Source organism: Actinosynnema sp. NPDC049800, assembly GCF_040656635.1.
Lineage (GTDB): Bacteria > Actinomycetota > Actinomycetes > Mycobacteriales > Pseudonocardiaceae > Actinosynnema.
Window position 1 is genome coordinate 14524 of record NZ_JBFAMT010000043.1, and the last position, 20162, is coordinate 34685.

3 protein-coding genes are annotated in these 20162 nt (G+C 74.3%); all 3 read left to right on the forward strand.

What is annotated here, in order from left to right; translation table 11 throughout:
* Window positions 1–3 precede the first annotated feature (3 nt).
* Genes AB0I91_RS33065 through AB0I91_RS33075 form a run of 3 tightly spaced genes read left to right on the forward strand, consistent with a single transcriptional unit; the run spans window position 4 to window position 20134 of the window.
* A complete protein-coding gene (locus AB0I91_RS33065; RefSeq protein WP_499640475.1) occupies window positions 4–18732 on the forward strand; it encodes a non-ribosomal peptide synthase/polyketide synthase in 18729 nt (6242 codons plus the stop codon).
* Window positions 18729–19946 (forward strand): MFS transporter, encoded by a 1218-nt coding sequence (locus tag AB0I91_RS33070; protein WP_499617832.1) that lies wholly within the window; start codon window positions 18729–18731, stop codon window positions 19944–19946. The genes AB0I91_RS33065 and AB0I91_RS33070 overlap by 4 nt, the downstream gene beginning before the upstream one ends.
* The gene (locus tag AB0I91_RS33075; protein ID WP_230568599.1) at window positions 19943–20134 is read left to right on the forward strand and encodes an MbtH family protein; all 192 of its coding nucleotides are present in this window, start codon (window positions 19943–19945) and stop codon (window positions 20132–20134) included. The genes AB0I91_RS33070 and AB0I91_RS33075 overlap by 4 nt, the downstream gene beginning before the upstream one ends.
* The last annotated feature ends 28 nt before the right edge of the window (window positions 20135–20162 follow it).

The window sequence follows — 20162 nt, forward strand, 5'->3', positions numbered from 1 at the left end:
GTCATGACCACGTCCAAGAACGACCGCATCTCCGCGTTGCCGGAGCACCTCCGCGAGAAGCTCCGCGCTCGGCTCGCCGGCCGGGCCGCGCCGGTGGTCGACGTGATCCCACCCGCGCCGCGGGACCGGCCGCTGCCGCTGTCGGCGGGCCAGCAGCGGCTGTGGTTCCTGGACCGCTTCCAGCCCGGCGGCACCGAGTACACCAGCGCGACCGCGCTGCGGCTGACCGGTCCGCTGGACCGGGAGAGGCTGGCCGGCGCGGTGCGCGCGCTGGTGCGCAGGCACGAGTCGCTGCGCACCACGTTCGACCAGGTCGACGGGCGCCCCGTGCAGGTGGTGCACGACGACGTCGAGGTCGACCTGGTCGCCGTCGACGACCTGGCCGAGGTGCTGGACGAGCCGTTCGACCTGCGGCGCGGCCCGCTGTTCCGGGCCGCCCTGCTGACCGGGTCGGCCGACTCGCACGTGCTGCTGCTGGCCTCGCACCACATCGTCGTGGACGGCTGGTCGCTCGGCGTGCTGGTCGAGGAGCTGGGCGCGCTGTACCGGGGCGAGGACCTGCCCGAGCCCCGGTTGCAGTACGCCGACTACGCCGTCTGGCAGCGTGGACGGCCGGTGGACACCGGGTTCTGGGTCGACCGGCTGGCCGGTGCCGTGCCGCTGGACCTGCCGACCGACCGGCCGCGGCCGGCGGAGCGCACGTCGGCGGGCGCGACGCACGAGTTCACCGTGCCCGCCCGGCTGGCGGGCGACCTGGCGGAACTGGCCCGGGTGCACGAGACCACGCTGTTCACCGCCGTGATGGCGGCCTGCCAGCTGCTGCTGGCCCGCTACACCGGCCAGGACGACGTCGCGGTCGGCACGGTCACCAGCGGGCGCGACCGGCCGGAGCTGGCGGGCCTGGTGGGCTTCCTGGTCGGCACCGTCGTGCTGCGGTCCACTGTGGACACCTCACGGTCGTTCGTCGAGTTCCTGGCCGAGGCGAACCGGACGGCGCTGGACGCGTTCGCGCACGACGACGTGCCGTTCGACCGGGTGGTGGAGGCGGTGGGCGCGTCGCGCGACCCCAGCCGCACGCCGCTGTTCGACGTGATGGTGGTGCTGCAGAACGTGGGCCGCGGCCTGCCGGACCTACCAGGCCTGCGCGTCGAGGAGCACCCGCTCGGCCGGGCGTGGTCGAACTTCGACCTGACCTTCGAGTTCACCGAGACGCCGGAGGGGCTGCACGGCGCGGTCGAGTACAGCACCGACCTGTTCGACGCCGGGACGGTCGACCGGATGGCCCGGCACCTGCTCGCCCTGCTGGGCGCGATCACCGCCGACCCGTACCGGCCGATGGCCGAGCTGTCGATGCTGCTCGGTGACGAGCCGGACGGCCGCGGGCCGGCGCGGGCGGTGCCGGACACCACGTTCCCGGCGCTGTTCGAGGCACAGGCCCGCCGCACGCCGGAGGCCACCGCGCTGGTGTGCGACGGGGAGTCGCTCACGTTCGCCGAGCTGGACGCCCGCGCCAACCGGCTCGCGCGCCACCTGCTCGCCGACGGCGTCGAGCCCGAGCAGATCGTCGCGCTGGCGCTGCCGCGCGGGCTGGACTGGGTGGTCGCGCTCCTGGGCATCCTCAAGGCGGGCGCGGTGTACCTGCCGGTCGACCCCGGCCTGCCCGAGGCGCGGTACGCGCACCTGCTGGAGGACTCCGGCGCGGTGCGGGTGATCGACGCGCCGGTCGACACCTCCGGCCTGCCGGACACCCCGCCGGACGTGCCGCTGCGGCCCGACAACGCCGCGTACGTCATCTACACCTCGGGCTCGACCGGCCTGCCCAAGGGCGTCGTGGTCGAGCACCGGCACCTGGTGAACCTGCTGCACGACCACCGCGAGACGTTCACCGGCGACCGGATGCGCGTGGCGCTCAGCGCGGTGTTCTCGTTCGACACGTCGTGGGAGGGCGTGCTGCTCATGGCCGACGGCCACGAGCTGCACGTGCTCACCGACGACGTGCGGCTGGACGCCCACGCGTTGATCGGGTACGCCCGCGAGCACCGGATCGACCTGCTGGACCTGCCGCCGTCCTACGTCCGGCAACTCCTGGCCGACGGCCTGCTGAGCGCCGAGGACGGGCCCAAGGTGCTGGTGCTCGGCGGCGAGGCGCTGGGTTCGGCGCTGTGGCGCGACCTGGTGGCCACCGGGCTGCGGGCGCACAACTTCTACGGCCCCACCGAGACCACGGTGGACGCCGTGTCGTGCCGCGTCACGGGCGACCGGCCGGTCATCGGCACGCCGCTGGGCAACGTGACCGCGCACGTGCTGGACGACGACCTGCGGCCCGTGCCGGTGGGCGTGCCGGGCGAGTTGTTCATCGCGGGCGGCCAGGTCGCCCGCGGCTACCTGGACCGGCCGGGGTTGACCGCGCAGCGGTTCCTGGCCGACCCGTTCGGCGGGCCAGGCGGGCGCATGTACCGCACCGGTGACCGGGTGCGGTGGGTTCCCGTCGGCGGAGCCGACGACCAGGCGCGGGGGCACGTCCTGGAGTTCCTGGGCCGGACCGACGACCAGGTCAAGATCCGCGGGTTCCGGGTCGAGCCGGGCGAGGTGGAGGCCGCCATCTCCACCCACCCGGACGTCACCGAGGCCGTCGTCGTCGCCCGCGAGGACGACGGGCACACCCGGCTCGTCGCCTACGTGGTGACCACCGCGCCGGTCGACCTGCGCGCGCACCTGCGGAAGTCGTTGCCGGACTACCAGGTGCCGTCGGCGTTCGTCGAGCTCGACCGGCTGCCGCTGACGCCCAACGGCAAGCTGGACAAGGCCGCGCTGCCCGCGCCGCAGGCGGTCGCCGCCGGCGAGTTCGTCGCGCCGCGCACCCCGGCGGAGGCCGAGCTGGCCCGGATCTGGGCCGAGGTGCTCGGCGCGGAGCGGATCGGCGTCGAGGACAACTTCTTCGCGGTGGGCGGCGACTCGATCCTGTCCATCCAGCTGGTGTCCCGCGCGCGGCAGGCCGGGCTGCACCTGACCTCGCGCGACGTGTTCCGGCACCAGACCGTGGCCGAGTTGGCGCTGGTCGTGTCGCAGGCCGTGCAGACCGCGCCGGAACCGGTGTTCACCGGGCCCGCGCCGCTCACCCCGATCCAGCGGTGGTTCTTCGCCGAGTACGGGCCGCTGGCGCACTTCACCATGTCGCTGCTGGTCGAGCTGGAGCCGGCGGTGGACGCGGAGGCGTTGCGCGCCGCCGTGCGGACCGTCGTCGGGCACCACGACGCGCTGCGGCTGCGGTTCCGCGAGGTCGACGGGCGGTGGGTGCAGGAGGTCGCGGACACCGAGGCCGACGTGTTCCGGGTCGAGGTCGACGCGGACGTGGAGGCCGCGGCACGGGAGGCGCAACGCGGCCTCGACCTGGTCGCGGGACCGTTGCTGCGGGCGGTGTTCTTCCCCGGCGCACGGCCGAAGCTGCTGCTGACCGTGCACCACCTGGCGATGGACGGCGTGTCGTGGCGGATCCTGCTCGCCGACCTGGAGCAGGCCTACCGGGGCGTGCCGCTGGAACCCGTCGGCACGTCGTTCACGCAGTGGGCGCACCGGCTGGCCGAGCACGTGGCGTCCGGCGCGTTGGACGACGCCCGGGAGCACTGGGACTCGCTGCCCGAGCCCGAGGCGCTGCCGGTCGACCGCGACGGCGCGAACACGGCCGGGTCGACCCGCGTGGTGTCGGTGCGGCTGGACCGGGCGACCACGGACGCGGTGCTGACCGCCGTGCCGCCGGTGTACCGGACGCAGGTCAACGACGTGCTGCTCAGCGCGCTCGGCCGGACGTTGGCCGAGTGGACCGGGCGGGACGAGGTGAGCGTCGCGCTGGAGGGCCACGGCCGCGAGGAGCTGCTGCCGGGCGTGGACCTCAACCGCACGATCGGCTGGTTCACCACGCAGTTCCCGGTGGTGCTGGAGCCCGGCGACGACTGGGATCGCACGCTCAAGTCGGTCAAGGAGTCGCTGCGCGCGGCGCCGCACCGGGGGCTGAGCTTCGAGGCGTTGGGCGGCGGGAAGCTGCCGCAGGTCTCGTTCAACTACCACGGCCGGTTCGACGTGGCCGACGGCGGTTTCTACCGGGCCCGGCGCGACGCGGTCGGCGAGGACCTGGCGGCCGACCGACCGCGCACCCACCTGATCGAGGTGACCGGCCTGGTCGAGCGCGGCGAGCTGGAGCTGAGCTGGCAGTACTCCGAGCACGTGCACGACGAGGAGACCGTGCGGCGGCTGGCCGAGCGGACCCTGGAGGCGCTGCGGGAGATCGTGGCGCACTGCGCGCGGCCCGGCGCCGGCGGTCGCACGCCGTCGGACTTCCCGCTGGCCCGGCTCACGCAGGAGCAGGTCGACGCGCTGGCCGGGCCGGACGTGGAGGACATCCTGCCGCTCACGCCGTTGCAGGCGGGCATGGTGTTCCACAGCCTGGTCGAGCCCGGCGCGTACGTCGACCGGATGCGGCTGGTGCTCGACGGCGTGCGCGACCCCGACGCGCTGCGCCAGGCGTGGCAGCGGGTCGTGGACCGCACGCCCGTGCTGCGGTCGAGCGTGGTGTGGGACGGGGTGGCCGAGCCGGTGCAGGTCGTCCACCGGCACGTGGAGCTGCCGGGCGGGCCGGTGGACGCGCCGTTCGACCTGGGCGTCGCGCCGTTGCTGCGGGTCGAGGTCACGCCGTCGGGCGACGACCGGGTCGAGCTGGTCTGGTCGTCGCACCACGTGATCCTGGACGGCTGGAGCACCGGTCAGGTGTTCGGCGAGGTGCTGGAGCAGTACCGGGCGATCGTCACCGGCACGCCCGCCCGGCTGCCCGCGCGGCGGCCGTTCCGGGACTACCTGCGCTGGCTGGCCGAGCAGGACCGCGGCGCGGCCGAGGCGCACTGGCGGTCCGTGCTGTCCGACGTGGACGGACCGACGCCGCTGCCGTTCGACCGCGCGCCCACGCGGGCGCACCGCTCGGAGGCGTCCGCGGCGGTGCGGTTCTCGCTGGACCTGGGCGACGCCGTGCAGCGGGCGGGACTGACCGTGAACACGGTGGTGCAGGGCGCGTGGGCGCTGCTGCTGGCCCGTGCCTCCGGTGAGGCGGACGTGGTGTTCGGCAGCACGGTGTCCGGCCGCCCGGCCGAGCTGGCCGGCGTCGAGTCCATGGTCGGCATGCTGATCAACACCGTGCCGACCAGGGCGGTCGTGGACGGCGCGGCCGAGGTGGGCGCGTGGCTGCGCGAGCTGCAGGCGGCGCAGAGCGAGTCGCGGCGGTTCGAGCACACGTCGTTGGCCGAGATCCAGCAGTGGGCCGGGACGAGGCTGTTCGACTCCGTGGTGGTGTTCGAGAACTACCCGTTCGAACGGGACGGCGACGGGCCGCGCGTGGTCGAGATCGACGCGGTCGACAACACCACGGTGCCGTTGACGGTGAGCGCGTCCCTGACCGACCGGCTCACCCTGGACCTGGCCTACGACCCCGAGCTGTTCGACGCCGCCACCGCCGAACGGCTGGCCGGGTGGCTGCGCGAGCTGGTCCGGGCGATCGCGGCCGACCCGACCACCAGGATCGCCGACCTGCCCTGGCTGACCGACGCCGAACGGCGCCAGGTGCTGGTGGAGTGGAACCGGACCGCGCTGGACACGCCCGCGGCGCTGTACCCGGAGGTGTTCGCCGAGCAGGCCCGCCGGACGCCGGACGCGACGGCGCTGGTCTTCCAGGACCGCACGGGCTCGCGCACGGCGTTCACGTTCGCCGAGCTGGACGCCCGGGTGAACCGGCTGGCGCACCACCTGCTCGCGCGCGGCGCGGGGCCGGAGCGCACGGTCGCGGTCGTGCTGCCGCGCTCGGCCGACCTGGTGGTGGCCGTGCTCGCCGTGCTCAAGGCGGGCGCGGTGTACCTGCCGGTCGACCCGCGGCTGCCCGCCGAGCGGATCGACTTCCTGCTGCGCGACGCGGACCCCGCGTTGGTGCTGGACGCCGTGCCCGACCTGGCCGGGCTGCCGGACGCACCGCCGGCCGTGGCGTTGCGCCCCGAGCAGGCCGCCTACCTGATCTACACGTCCGGGTCGACGGGCACGCCCAAGGGCGTCGTGGTCGAGCACCGGCAACTGGCGAACCTGTACTACGCCAACGAAGCGGCCCTGATGGGCGAGCCGACCCGGTTCGCGGTCACCGCGACGTTCTCGTTCGACACGTCGTGGGAGGGCCTGCTGTTCCTCGCGGCGGGCAACGAGCTGCACGTGATCGACGAGGAGCTGCGGCTCGACCCGCCCGCGCTGGTCCGGTACGTCGCCGAGCACGGCATCGGCACCGTCGACCTCACCCCGTCCTACGCGCGGCAGCTGGTGCAGGCCGGGCTGCTGGAGTCCGGGTTGCGGGTGATCATGCTGGGCGGCGAGGCGGTGGACGCGGCGCTGTGGCGGGAGATCGCCGCCTCGCCGGTGGCGGGCTTCAACCAGTACGGCCCCACCGAGGTCGCGGTCGACTCGGTGGCGACGCCGGTGGTCGGCGACCGCCCGGTCATCGGGCGACCGCTGGCCAACCTGTCGGCGTACGTGCTGGACGCGGACCTGCGGCCGGTGCCGCCGGGCGTGCCCGGCGAGCTGTACCTGGGCGGCCCGCAGGTGGCGCGCGGCTACCTGGACCGACCGGGCCTGACCGCCCAGCGGTTCCTCGCCGACCCGTTCGGCCCGGCCGGCGCGCGCATGTACCGCACCGGTGACCGGGTGCGGTGGTTAGCCATCGGCGGAGCCGACGATGAGACACAGCCGGCACTCCTTGAATACCTGGGCCGGGCCGACGACCAGGTCAAGATCCGCGGCTTCCGGATCGAGCCCGGCGAGGTCGAGGCGGCGCTGCTGGACGTGCCCGGTGTGCGGGAGTCGGCCGTGGTCGTCCGCGACAACCGGCTGATCGGGTACGTGACCGGCGCGCCGGAGACCGACCCGCGCGACGCGCTGGCCCGCGCGCTGCCCGACTACCTGGTGCCGTCGGCCGTCGTCGTGCTGGCGGAGCTGCCGCTGACGCCCAGCGGCAAGGTGGACCGGAAGGCCCTGCCCGAGCCGGACCTGGCCGGCGGGTTCGTCGCGCCGCGCACCGACGCCGAACGCGTCGTGGCCGACGTGATGGCCGACGTGCTCGGGCTGGACCGGGTCGGCGCGCTGGACGACTTCTTCCGCCTCGGCGGCGACTCGATCCTCAGCATCCGCGTGACCTCGCGGTTGCGCGCGGCGTTCGGCGTGCAGCTGTCGCCGCGCGCGGTGTTCGACCACCCCACGGTGTCCGGCCTCGCCTCCGCCATCAGCTCCGGGGCGGGGTCCGGTCAGGGTGCGGTGGACGCCATCCCGGTGATCCCGCGCGATGGCGTCCACCCCCCGCTCGTCCACCCGCAGTCGCCCGCGCAGCGGCGGTTGTGGTTCCTGGACCAGTTCGAGGCGGGCAGCACGGAGTACGTCACGCCCACCGCGCTGCGCCTGCGCGGACCGCTCGACCCGGACGCGCTGCGGCGTGCCCTCGACGGCCTGGTGGCCCGGCACGAGTCGCTGCGCACGACGTTCGACGACGGCGTGCAGCTCGTGCACGAGCCGTTCCAGGTGCCGCTCGCGGTCGAGGACTCCGACTGGGAGGCGGTGCTGCTCGACGAGGTCGGCACGCCGTTCGACCTGCGCGAGGGGCCGCTGTTCCGGACCCGGCTCGTGCGGGTGGCGCCCGAGGACCACGTACTCGTGCTGACGCTGCACCACATCGTCACCGACGGCTGGTCCACCGGGGTGCTGGCCCGCGACCTCGGCGCGCTCTACGCGGGCGAGGAGCTGCCGCCGCTCGCCGTGCAGTACGTGGACTACACGGCCTGGCTGCCCGAGCCCGCGGTCGACCACTGGGCCGGGCGCCTGGCCGGCGTCCAGCCGCTGGAGCTGCCGACCGACCGGCCGCGGGCGGCGGTGCGCGGCACCACCGGCGCGATGCACGGGTTCACCGTGCCCACGCCGGTCGCGAAGGCCGTGAAGGCGTTGGCGGCCGAGCACGGCGACACCCTGTTCACCGCGCTGCTGGCGGCCACGAAGGTGCTGCTGGCCCGCTACACCGGGCAGGACGACATCGCGGTCGGCACGGCGGTCTCCGGTCGCGGTCGGGCCGAGCTGGACGACGTGGTCGGCCTGTTCGTCAACACCGTCGTGCTGCGGTCCACCGTGGACCCGCGGCGGTCGTTCACGGAGGTCCTGGCCGACGTGCGGGCCACCGTGCGGGACGGTTTCGCGCACCAGGACGTGCCGTTCGAGCGGGTGGTGGACGCCGTCCGCCCGGACCGCGACCCCAGCCGCAACGCCCTGTTCGACGTCATGGTGCTGATGCAGAACTTCGGCGCCGACGCGCCCGAGCTGCCCGGCCTGCGGGTGGAGGACCTCCAGCTGCCGCTGGTGACCTCGACGTGCGACCTCACCGTCGAGTTCGGCGAGGTCGACGGCGAGCTGCGCGGCGCGGTCGAGTACAGCACCGACCTGTTCGACGCGGAGACGGTCGACCGGATGACGCGGCACCTGCTGGTGCTGCTGGAGGGCGTCACGGCCGCGCCGGACCGCCCGGTGGGCGAGCTGCCGCTGCTGCTCGGCGACGAGCCCGACGGGCACGGCGCGCGGCTCGACGTCCCCGACACCACGTTCGCCGCCGTGTTCGAGGAGCAGGCGCGGCGCACGCCCGACGCCGGCGCGCTGGTGTGCGGCGACACCCGCCTCACCTTCGCCGAGGTCGACGCGCGGGCCAACCGGCTCGCGCACCACCTGCTGGCCGCGGGCGCGGGTCCGGAGCGGGTGGTCGCGGTGTCGCTGCCGCGGTCGGCCGACTCGGTGGTGGCGATCCTGGCCGTGCACAAGGCGGGCGCGGTGTACCTGCCGGTGGACCGGGACCTGCCGCGCGACCGGGTCGACTTCCTGCTGCGCGACGCGCGCCCGGCGCTCGTGCTGGACGAGGCGCCCGACCTCGCCGGCTACCCCGCCACGCGCCCGGACGTGGTCGTGCGGCCGGACCAAGCCGCCTACGTGATCTACACGTCCGGCTCGACCGGCGTGCCCAAGGGCGTCGTGGTCGAGCACCGGCAGCTGACCAACCTGGTGCACGACCACCACCGGGTGCTCGCCGCCGAACCCACGCGGGTCGCGGTGACCGCCGTGTTCTCCTTCGACACGTCGTGGGAAGGGCCGCTGCTCATGGCGGCGGGCCACGAGCTGCACGTGATCACCGACGACGTCCGGCTCGAACCGGCCGCCCTGGTGGAGTACGTCCGCGAGCACCGCGTGGACTTCCTCGACCTGACCCCGTCGTACGTGCAGCAGCTCATCCCGGCCGGGTTGCTCGACGGCGACCACGTGCCGGCGACCGTGATGCTCGGCGGCGAGGCGCTGCCGCACGCGCTGTGGCGGACGCTGGCCACGTCGCGCACCACCGCGCACAACTACTACGGCCCCACCGAGGTGGCGGTCGACTCGGTGGCCACCGTCGTCACCGGGGACCGCGCGCTGATCGGCCGCCCGCTGCTCAACCTGGTCGCCCACGTGCTGGACGAGGACCTGCGCCCGGTGCCGGTCGGCGTGCCCGGTGAGCTCTACCTCGGCGGTGCGCAGGTGGCCCGCGGCTACCACGACCGGCCGGGCCTGACCGCCCAGCGGTTCCTGGCCGACCCGTTCGGCGGGCCCGGCGCGCGGATGTACCGCACCGGGGACAAGGTGCGGTGGGTCCCCACCGGGGACGGGGCGGAAGCCGCCCTCGAATACCTGGGCCGCACCGACGACCAGGTGAAGATCCGCGGCTTCCGGGTCGAGCCGGGCGAGGTCGAGGCGGCGCTGCTGCACCACCCGGACGTGGCGCAGGCCGCGGTGGTGGCGCGCGAGCACAACGGCCACCAGCGGCTCGTCGCCTACACCGCGGGCACGGCCACCGACCTGGCCGGCTGGCTCAAGCAGCGGCTGCCGGACTACCTGGTCCCGTCGGCGTTCGTGGCGCTGGACGCGCTGCCGATGACGCCCGCGGGCAAGGTGGACCGGCGGGCGCTGCCCGCGCCGACGTTCACCGAGACCGGGTACGTGGCCCCCGCACCGGGTGTCGCGGCCACGCTCGCCGAGATCTGGGCCGACGTGCTCGGCGTCGACCGGGTCGGCGCGCGGGACAACTTCTTCGCCCTGGGCGGCGACTCGATCCTGAGCATGCAGGTCGTGTCCCGGGCCCGGCAGGCCGGGCTGAAGCTGACGTCCAAGGACGTCTTCCTCCGGCAGACCGTCGCGGACCTCGCGCTCGCCGTCACCGACGACACGGGGCCGACGCACGAGACCGTCACCGGGCCCGTGCCGCTCACCCCGGTCCAGCGCTGGTTCTTCGCCGAGCAGGGGCCGTTGGCGCACTTCACCATGTCGGTCGTGGTGGAGCTCGGCGACGTCGAGCCGGCCGCGGTGCGGGCCGCCGTGCGGGCCGTCGTCGCCCACCACGACGCGCTGCGGCTGCGGTTCACGCAGGTCGACGGCGAGTGGCGGCAGGAGGTGGCGGACGTGGAGCCCGCCGAGGTGTTCCGCCTCGCCTCGGGCGACCTCGCCGCCGAGGCCCACCTCGCCCGCACCGGCCTCGACCTGCGGCACGGCCCGCTGCTGCGCGCGGTGCTGTTCGACGACGGCAGGCTGTTCGTCACCGCGCACCACCTGGTGGTCGACGCGGTGTCGTGGCGGATCCTGCTGGAGGACCTGGGCACCGCGCTGAACGGCGGCGACCTGGGACCGAAGAGCACGGCGTTCACCGAGTGGGCGCACCGGCTGGACCGGCACGTGCGCGAGGGCCGGTTCGACGCCGCCCTGCCGCACTGGGCCGACGTGCCGGTGGAGGAGCCCGTGCCGACCTCGGCGGGCACCGCGCGCAGCGTGTCGGTGCGGCTGGGCAAGGCCGAGACGGACGCGCTGCTGCACACCGTGCCCGACGCCTACCGCACGCAGGTCAACGACGTGCTGCTCACCGCGCTGGCCTCGGCGTTCGCCGGGCGGGCGCTGGTGACGCTGGAGGGCCACGGCCGGGAGGAGCTGTTCGACGGCGTCGACCTGTCCCGCACGGTCGGCTGGTTCACCGCCGAGTTCCCGGTGGCGCTGGAACTGCCGGACGGGGACTGGGGCGCGGCCCTCAAGTCGGTGAAGGAGCAGCTGCGCGCCGTGCCCGACAAGGGGTTGAGCTACGAGGCCCTGAAGTACTGGGACCGGGGCGTGACCGGCCCGCTGCCGCGCGTGTGCTTCAACTACCTGGGCCAGTACGACGCCGAGCTCGACGACCTCGACCACGGCCGCGAGGTGCCGGACGACGCCGTGCGCCCGCACCTGCTCGACATCAGCGCCGCGGTGTCGTCCGGGGAGCTGGTGCTGGACTGGGAGTACTCCACCGAGGCGCACGACGAGGCCGCGGTGCGGGCGCTGGCCGACCGGATGGTCGACGCGCTGCGCGGGATCGTCGCGCACTGCGCCGGGCCGGACGCGTGGGGCCGCACGCCGTCGGACTTCCCGCTCGCGAAGCTCACCGCCGAGCAGGTGGACCGGATCGTCGACCGGGACGTGGAGGACGTCTACCCGCTGACCCCGTTGCAGGCGGGCATGCTGTTCCACGGCTTGGTGGACGACGGCACGGCGTACGTGAACCAGCTGCGCGTGCGACTGTCCGGAGTGGACGATCCGCGGCGGTTCGCCGAGGCGTGGCAACGCGTGGTCGACCGCACGCCCGTCCTGCGCACCGAGGTGGTGTGGGAAGGGCTGGACGAGCCGGTGCAGGTGGTGCGGCGCGGCGTGACCGTGCCGGTGACCTACGCCGACGTGACCGACGAGGTGGTCGCGGCCGACGCGGCGGCGGGCATCGACCTGACCGCGGCGCCGTTGATGCGGCTGGTGGTCGGGCGGTCGTCGGACACCGCGATCGACCTGTTGTGGACCTCGCACCACCTGCTGCTCGACGGCTGGAGCACCGCGCAGGTGTTCGGCGAGGTGCTCACCGAGTACGCGGGCGGCACGGCCCCGGCGCGGCGGCCGTTCCGCGACTACCTGGCGTGGCTCGCCGAGGTCGACCAGTCGGCCGTCGAGTCGTACTGGCGCGGCGTGCTGGCCGGCTTCGAGGAGCCCACCGCCCTGCCGTTCGACCGGCGGCCGACCGAGGCGCACCGCGCCGAGTCGTCCGCGCAGGTCGTGCTGGACCTGCCCGCCGACCGGCTGGACGCGGTCGCCCGCACGCACGGCCTCACGGTGAACACGCTGGTCCAGGGCGCGTGGGCGGTGCTGCTGGCCCGCACCTCGGGCCGGCGGGACGTGGTGTTCGGCAGCACGGTGTCCGGCCGTCCCGCGGAGCTGCCCGGCGTCGAGTCGATCGTCGGCATGTTCATCAACACCGTGCCGACCAGGGTGTCGGTGGAGCCCGACGCCGACGTGGTGACCTGGCTGCGGCGGTTGCAGGACTCGCAGGCCGAGTCCCGCCGGCACGAGCACGTGTCGCTCGCGCAGGTGCAGGGGTGGGCGGGCACGCGCCTGTTCGACAGCCTGCTCGCGTTCGAGAACTACCCGGTCGAGAAGGACTCGCCGGACGGCGCGCCGGGCATCGGCGAGGTGGACAGCCTGGACACCACGTCGTTCCCGCTGACCGTGCGGGCGTACGTGGACGACTCCCTGCACGTGGAGCTGACCTACGACCCCCGGCTGTTCGACGCCGGCACGATCACCGCGCTCGGCGACCGGCTGGCCCGGCTGCTCGACGCGATCGGCGCGGACCCGCGGCGGCGGGTGTTCGAGCTGCCGTGGCTGTCCGACGACGAGCGCGACCAGGTGCTGGTGTCGTGGAACGGCACCTCGTCCGGCGCGGTGGTCGAGGACACCATCCCGTCGCTGTTCGCCGCGCAGGCGGCGCGCACGCCGGACGCGCCGGCGGTGACGTGCGGCGGCGCGAGCCTGACCTACCGGGAGCTGGACGAGCGGTCCAACCGGTTGGCGCACCACCTCGTCGCGGCCGGCGCGGGCCCGGAATCACTGGTGGCGCTGCGCTTCCCGCGCTCGCTCGACCTCGTGGTCGCGGTGCTGGGCGTGCTGAAGTCCGGTGCGGCCTACCTGCCGCTGGACGTGTCGTACCCGGCCGACCGGATCGCGTCCATGATCTCCGACGCCCGGCCGGCGGTGACCCTGGACGGGCTGCCCGACCTGTCCGGGCTGCCGACCGACGCCCCGGACGTCCCGCTGCGACCGGACAACGCCGCGTACGTGATCTACACGTCCGGCTCGACCGGCAGGCCCAAGGGCGTCGTGATCCCGCACTCGAACGTGGTCAGGTTGTTCTCCGAGACCGACCACTGGTTCGGCTTCGGACCCGACGACGTGTGGACGTTGTTCCACAGCTACGCCTTCGACTTCTCCGTCTGGGAGCTGTGGGGACCGCTCCTGCACGGCGGCCGGCTCGTCGTCGTGCCGTACGAGGTGTCGCGGTCGCCGCGCGACTTCGCCCGGCTGGTGGCCGACGAGGGCGTGACCGTGCTCAACCAGACGCCGTCGGCGTTCTACCAGCTGCTGGAGGAAGCGCCCGACCTCGACGTCCGGTACGTGATCTTCGGCGGTGAGGCGCTGGACCTGCGCAAGGTGTCCGCGTGGCGCGGCTCGGGCGCGTTGGTCAACATGTACGGGATCACCGAGACCACCGTGCACGTCACCTGGACGCACGCGGACGGCTCGATCGGCGTGCCCATCCCCGACCTGCGCGTCTACGTGCTCGACGACGAGTTGCAGCCCGTCGCCCCCGGCGTGGTCGGCGAGATGTTCGTGGCCGGTCCGGGAGTGGCGCGCGGCTACCTCGACCGGCCGGGCCTGACCGCGCAGCGGTTCCCCGCCGACCCGTTCGGCCCTCCTGGCACGCGCATGTACCGCACCGGCGACCTGGCCCGGTGGGTCGACGGCCGGCTGGAGTACTTCGGGCGCGCGGACCAGCAGGTGAAGATCCGCGGGTTCCGCATCGAGCTGGGCGAGATCGAGGCGGTGCTGGCCGCGCACGAGGCCGTGGCGCAGGTCGCGGTGATCGTGCGGGACGACCGGCTGGTCGCCTACTACGTGCCCGCCGGCACGGCCGCGGCCGTTGGGTTGCGCGAGCACGTCGAGCGGTCGTTGCCGGACTACATGGTGCCGACCGCCTACGTGGCGCTGGAGCGGTTGCCGCTCAACGCCAACGGCAAGCTGGACCGGGCCGCGCTGCCCGCGCCGGAGCGGGAGGCGTCGGCGGCGGGCGGGTTCGTCGCGCCGCGCACCGGGGCCGAGCGGCTGGTCGCGGACGTGTGGGCCGACGTGCTCGGCCTGGCCGAGGTGGGCGCGGAGGACAACTTCTTCACCCTCGGCGGCGACTCGATCTCCAGCATCCGGGTGGTGTCGCGGCTGCGGTCGTCCTTCGACGTCTCGCCGCGCGACCTGTTCGACCACCCGACCGTGGCGGCGCTGGCGGCCCGGCTGTCCGGGTCCGCGTCGACCGGCCGCGAGATCACCCGCGTCGACGGTGACGGGCCGCTGTCGTTCGCGCAGCAGCGGTTGTGGTTCCTGGACCAGTTCCAGCCCGGCGGCACCGAGTACGTGACGCCGCTGGCCGTGCGGCTGCGCGGCGCGCTGGACGTGCCGCGGCTGGAGCGGGCGTTGAGGGCGCTGGTCGAGCGGCACGAGTCGCTGCGGACCACGTTCCCGGCGGTGGACGGCCTGCCGGTCGCCGTGGTGCGGCCGGCGGACGTCACGCTGCCGGTGGTGGACGAGATGCCCGCGCCCGAGCCGTTCGACCTGGCCGAGGGGCCGTTGTTCCGGCCGGCGCTGGTGCGCCGCGGACCGGAGGACCACGTGCTGGCGCTGACGATGCACCACATCGTCACCGACGGCTGGTCCGGTGGCGTGCTGATGTCCGACCTGGCCGCGCTGTACGGCGGCGAGGAGCTGCCGCCGCTGCCCGTCCGGTACGCCGATTTCGCCGCCTGGCAACGGGCACGGCCGCTGGACGCGCAGCTGGACTACTGGCGCGACCAGCTGGCCGGCGTGCCCGCCCTGGAGCTGCCGACGGACCGGCCGCGGCCGCCCGTGCAGACGACGGCGGGCGCGCAGACCGGGTTCGCGGTGCCGGCGGAGGTCGCGGACCGGCTGCGGGAGCTGGCGCGGGCCGTGGACGGCACGTTGTTCATGGCGCTGGTGGCCGCCTGTGAGGTGCTGTTCCACCGGTGGTCCGGGCAGGACGACTTCGCGGTCGGCACGGTGGCGTCCGGTCGCGACCTGCCGGAGACGCAGGACCTGGTCGGGTTCTTCGTCAACACGGTGACGCTGCGGGCGCGGGTCGAGCCGACTGCGACGTTCCCGCAGTTCCTGGCCCGCACGCGGGAGACCGTGCTGGACGCGTTCGCGCACCAGGACGTGCCGTTCGAGCGGGTCGTGGACGCGGTGCGGCCCGACCGCGACACCAGCCGCACGCCGCTGTTCCAGGCCGTGGTGGCGTTGCAGAACGCGCCGCAGGCGGCGGGCTTCCCCGGGCTCGACGCGGAGGACGTCGAGCAGCCCACGGTGAGCAGCAGCTTCGACGTGACGGTGGAGTTCACCGAGGCGCCCGACGGCGGGCTGCACGGGTCGGTCGAGTACAACACCGACCTGTTCGACGCGGGCACGGTCGAGCGGCTGGTCGAGCACCTCGGCGTGCTGCTGGCCGGCATCGCGGCCGACCCCGACCGCCCGCTGTGGGCGCTGCCGGTGCTGCCGCCGGCCGAGCGGGAGCTGCTGGCGGCGTGGGGCTCGACCGGGCCCGCCGTCGACGGGCCCGGCTTCGTGGAGCTGGTCGAGGCGCAGGTCGCGCGCACGCCCGACGCGTTGGCGCTGACGGGTGCGGCCGACGTGACCTACGCCGAGCTGAACGCCCGCGCGAACCGGTTGGCGCACCACCTGATCGGGCTCGGCGCGGGCCCGGAGCGGATCGTCGCGCTGCGGCTGCCCCGCTCGGTCGACCTGCTGGTGGCGGAGCTGGCGGTGCTCAAGGCCGGCGCCGCGTTCCTGCCCGTCGACCCGGAGTACCCGGCCGAGCGGATCGCGTTCATGCTCGACGACGCCCGGCCGCTGGTGGTGCTGGACGGTCCGCTCGACGTGTCCGGTCAGCCCGACACCGACCCCGGTGTGGCGGTGCGGCCGGAGCACCCGGCGTACGTGATCTACACGTCCGGGTCGACCGGGCGACCGAAGGGCGTGGTGGTGTCGCACGCCGGCCTGGCCACGTTCGCGGCGGCCGAGATCGAGCACTTCCAGGTCACGCCGGGCGACCGGGTGCTGGAGTTCTCCTCCCCCAGCTTCGACGCGTCGGTGCTGGAGCTGTGCATGGCCCTGCCCGCCGGCGCGGCACTCGTGGTGCCGCCGCCCGGACCGCTGCTGGGCGACCAGCTGGCCGAAGTGATCCAGACGTTCGGCGTGACCCACGCGCTGATCCCGCCGGTCGCGCTGGCCACCGTGCCGGACGTGCCGCTGCCGACGTTCCGCACGCTGGTGGTGGGCGGCGACGCGTGCTCGGCGGACCTGGTGCGCAGGTGGGCCCCCGGCCGCCGGATGATCAACGCCTACGGTCCGACCGAGTCCACCGTGGTCACGTCGTGGAGCGGGCCGCTGGAGCCCGGCGGCGTGCCGCCGATCGGCCGGCCGATCCCCGGCACGCGCGTGCACGTGCTGGACGGCGAGCTGCGGCCGGTTCCGATCGGGGTGGCCGGCGAGCTGTACGTGTCCGGCGTCGGGTTGGCGCGCGGGTACCTGGACCGGCCGGGGCTGACCGCGTCGCGGTTCCTGGCGAACCCGTACGCCGCCGAGTCCGATTCTCCGGCGGGGTCCCGCATGTACCGCACGGGCGACGTGGTGCGGTGGACCGGGCGCGGCGTGCTGGAGTTCGTGGGCCGGGCCGACGAGCAGGTGAAGATCCGCGGGTTCCGCATCGAGCTCGGCGAGATCGAGACGGCCCTGCTGCGGCACCCGGACGTCCGCGAGGCGGTCGTCGTGGCCAGGGCGGACGCGCGGGGCCACAAGCGGCTCGTCGCGTACGTCGTGGGCGAGGCCGCGCGGTCGTCCCGGGTGGAGGAGGTCCGGGAGTTCCTGGGCGAGTCGCTGCCGGACTACCTCGTGCCGTCGGTGTTCGTGCCGGTGGACGCGCTGCCGATCAGCCCCAACGGCAAGGTGGACCGGGCGAGGCTGCCCGAGCCGGACTTCGGCGCGCTCCTCGGCGCCGGGTACGTCGCGCCGGCCGGGCCGGTGGAGGAGGCGCTGGCCGCCGTCTGGGCAGACGTGCTCGGCGTGCCGAAGGTGGGCGCGCAGGACAACTTCTTCGCGCTGGGCGGCGACTCGATCCTGAGCATGCAGGTGGTGGCGAGGGCGCGGCAGGCCGGCTACCGGTTCGCCACCCGTGACCTGTTCGTGCACCAGACCGTGGCGGCGCTCGCCCCGCACGTCGCGGTGGAGGTCGCGTCGTCGGCCGACCGGGCGCCGGTGGTGGGCGACGTGCCGCTGACGCCGATCCAGCACTGGTTCCTGACGTCCGGGCGGCGCAACCCGCACCACTTCAACCAGTCGCACCTGGTGGAGCTGGACCCGGCGGTGGACGTGGCGGCGTTGCGGCGGGCGTTGGGCGTGCTGATGGCGCACCACGACGCGCTGCGGCTGCGGTTCACCTCGGTCGACGGGGTGTGGCGGCAGCACAACGACGACGTGGGCGACGTGGACGTGCTGACCGTCGTGGACGGGGTGGCGGAGCTGGAGGAGGTCGCGGACGAGGTCCACGCCTCGTTCGACCTGGCCACCGGTCCGTTGTTCCGGGCGGTGCTGTTCCGGGCCGACCAACCGCTGCTGCTGCTGGTGGCCCACCACCTCGTGGTCGACGGGGTGTCGTGGCGGATCCTGCTGGACGACCTGGAGACCGCCTACCGGGGCGAGGACCTCGGCGCCAAGACCACCTCGTACCAGGAGTGGTCGCGGCGGCTGGAGGCCCACGTGCTCGGCGGCGGGCTGGCCGACGAGGTCGAGCACTGGACCCGGTCGTTCCCGCCGTTCCCGGCGCCGTCCGGGCCGCCCGAGGCGGTGACCGTGGAGCTGTCCGAGGAGGACACGGACGCGTTGCTGCGCGGCGCGCCCGCCGCCTACCGCACGCGGATCAACGACGTGCTGCTGGCCGCGTTGGCGTGGGCGTTGTCCCGGTGGACGGGATCGTCGCGGGTCGCGGTGGACCTGGAGGGTCACGGGCGCGAGGACGTGCTGGACGTGGACCTGTCGCGGACCGTCGGTTGGTTCACCGCGGTGTTCCCGGTGTCGCTGGAGGTGCCGGACGGCAGCTGGCGCGACCGGGTCAAGGCGGTGCGGCGGCAGCTGCGGGCCGTGCCGGGCAACGGGTTCGGGTACGGGCCGCTGCGGCAGCACGGCCTGGTGCCCGACGGCGGGCGGCCCGCGGTGTCGTTCAACTACCTGGGCCAGTTCGACGGCGGCTCGGACCGGTCGAGCGGCCTCTACCGGGCCGTGCGGCCCTCCGTCGGCGCGGACCACGACCCGTCCGACACCGCCGACCACGTGCTCGACGTGGTCGGCGAGGCGGGCCGGACGCTGGGCTTCACCTGGTACTACCACCCGTCGGCGCACTCGGGCGCGGAGATCGGCGCGGTGGCCGCCGACTTCGCCGCCGCGTTGCGGGCGATCGCCGCGGACTGCCGGGGTGCGCTGTGACGACGTCCCTGGCGCGCAACCGGAACTACACGCTGCTGTGGGGCGGTCAGGCGCTGGCCGAGGTGGGGTTCAGCGCGTCGATGCTGGCCCTGCCGCTGCTGGTGCTGTTCCTGACCGAGTCGCCGGTGCTGTCCGGTCTCGTGCTGACCGTGGACGCCACCGCGCAGCTGCTGGTCGGGCTGCCGGCCGGCGCGCTGGTCGACCGGTGGGACCGCCGCCGGATCATGCTGTGCTGCGAGGCCGCCCAGGTGGTCGCCCTGGGCGGGCTCGTGGTGGCGATGTGGGTCGACGCGGTCACGATCCCGCACGTCATGGCGGTCGCCGCGGTGCTCGGCGTGTGCCGGGCGTTGTTCGAGCCCGCCGAGGACGCGTGCCTGCCGCGGCTCGTGCCGGAGTCGCAGCTGGCGACGGCCGTGGCGATGAACAGCGCGCGGTCGTCGTTGGGGCAGATGGCGGGGACGGCGCTGGGCGGCGCGCTGTTCGCGGTGACCCGCTGGCTGCCGTTCCTGGTGGACCTGGCCACGCACGTGGTGGCGTTCGTGGCGCTGCTGTTCCTGCGGGTGCCGCCGTCCGCGCCGGTCGGGTCGCACCCGCACCTGCTGCGGTCGATCGGCGAGGGCCTGCGGTGGGTGTGGGGCCGGCGGGAGATCCGGGTGACGGCGCTGTGCGCGGTGGTGCTGAACCTGTTCTTCACCGCGTTCTACGTGGTCGTACTCGTGCTGGTGCGCGACCGGGGCGCGTCGTTCGGCGAGATCGGCGTGATGGCGGCGATGCTCGGCGTCGGCGGCGTGCTCGGCGCCCTGGCCGCGCCGTGGCTGCACCGCGTGCTCGGGCCGCACCGGTCGATCGCGTCGGTGTTCTGGGTGCTGACCCTGCTGGTGCCGTGCGCATTGGCGGTCGAGTCGGCTTACCTGATCGGGGTGCTGTTCGCCCTGATGAGCTTCCTCGCGCCGACCGCCAACACCACGATCAGCACCCACCAACTGCTGCTCACCCCCGACGAGCTGCGCGGACGGCTCAGCGGGGTGATGGGTGTCGTCGTGGGCGGCGCGGGCGCGGCCGGTCCGCTCGTCGGCGGCGTGCTGACCGAGGCGCTGTCGGCCGGCGCCGCCGTAGTGGTGTGCGCGGCGGGCATCTTCGTCATCACGGTTTTCGTCACAGTCAGCCCGACACTGCGCGGGTATGCGAGAACACAGGAGGAGAACGAGGTATGAGGGACGACATCACGTACCAGGTCCTGGTCAACGACGAGGGCCAGTACTCGTTGTGGCCCGCGCACCACGACGTGCCCGCCGGGTGGCGGTTCGAGGGCACCAAGGGCACCAAGGACGAGTGCTCGGCGCACGTCGACAAGGTGTGGACCGACATGCGGCCCGCGTCGTTGCGCGCGGCCATGGACTGAGGTCCGGTCGTCGGCGCCCCGGCCCGCT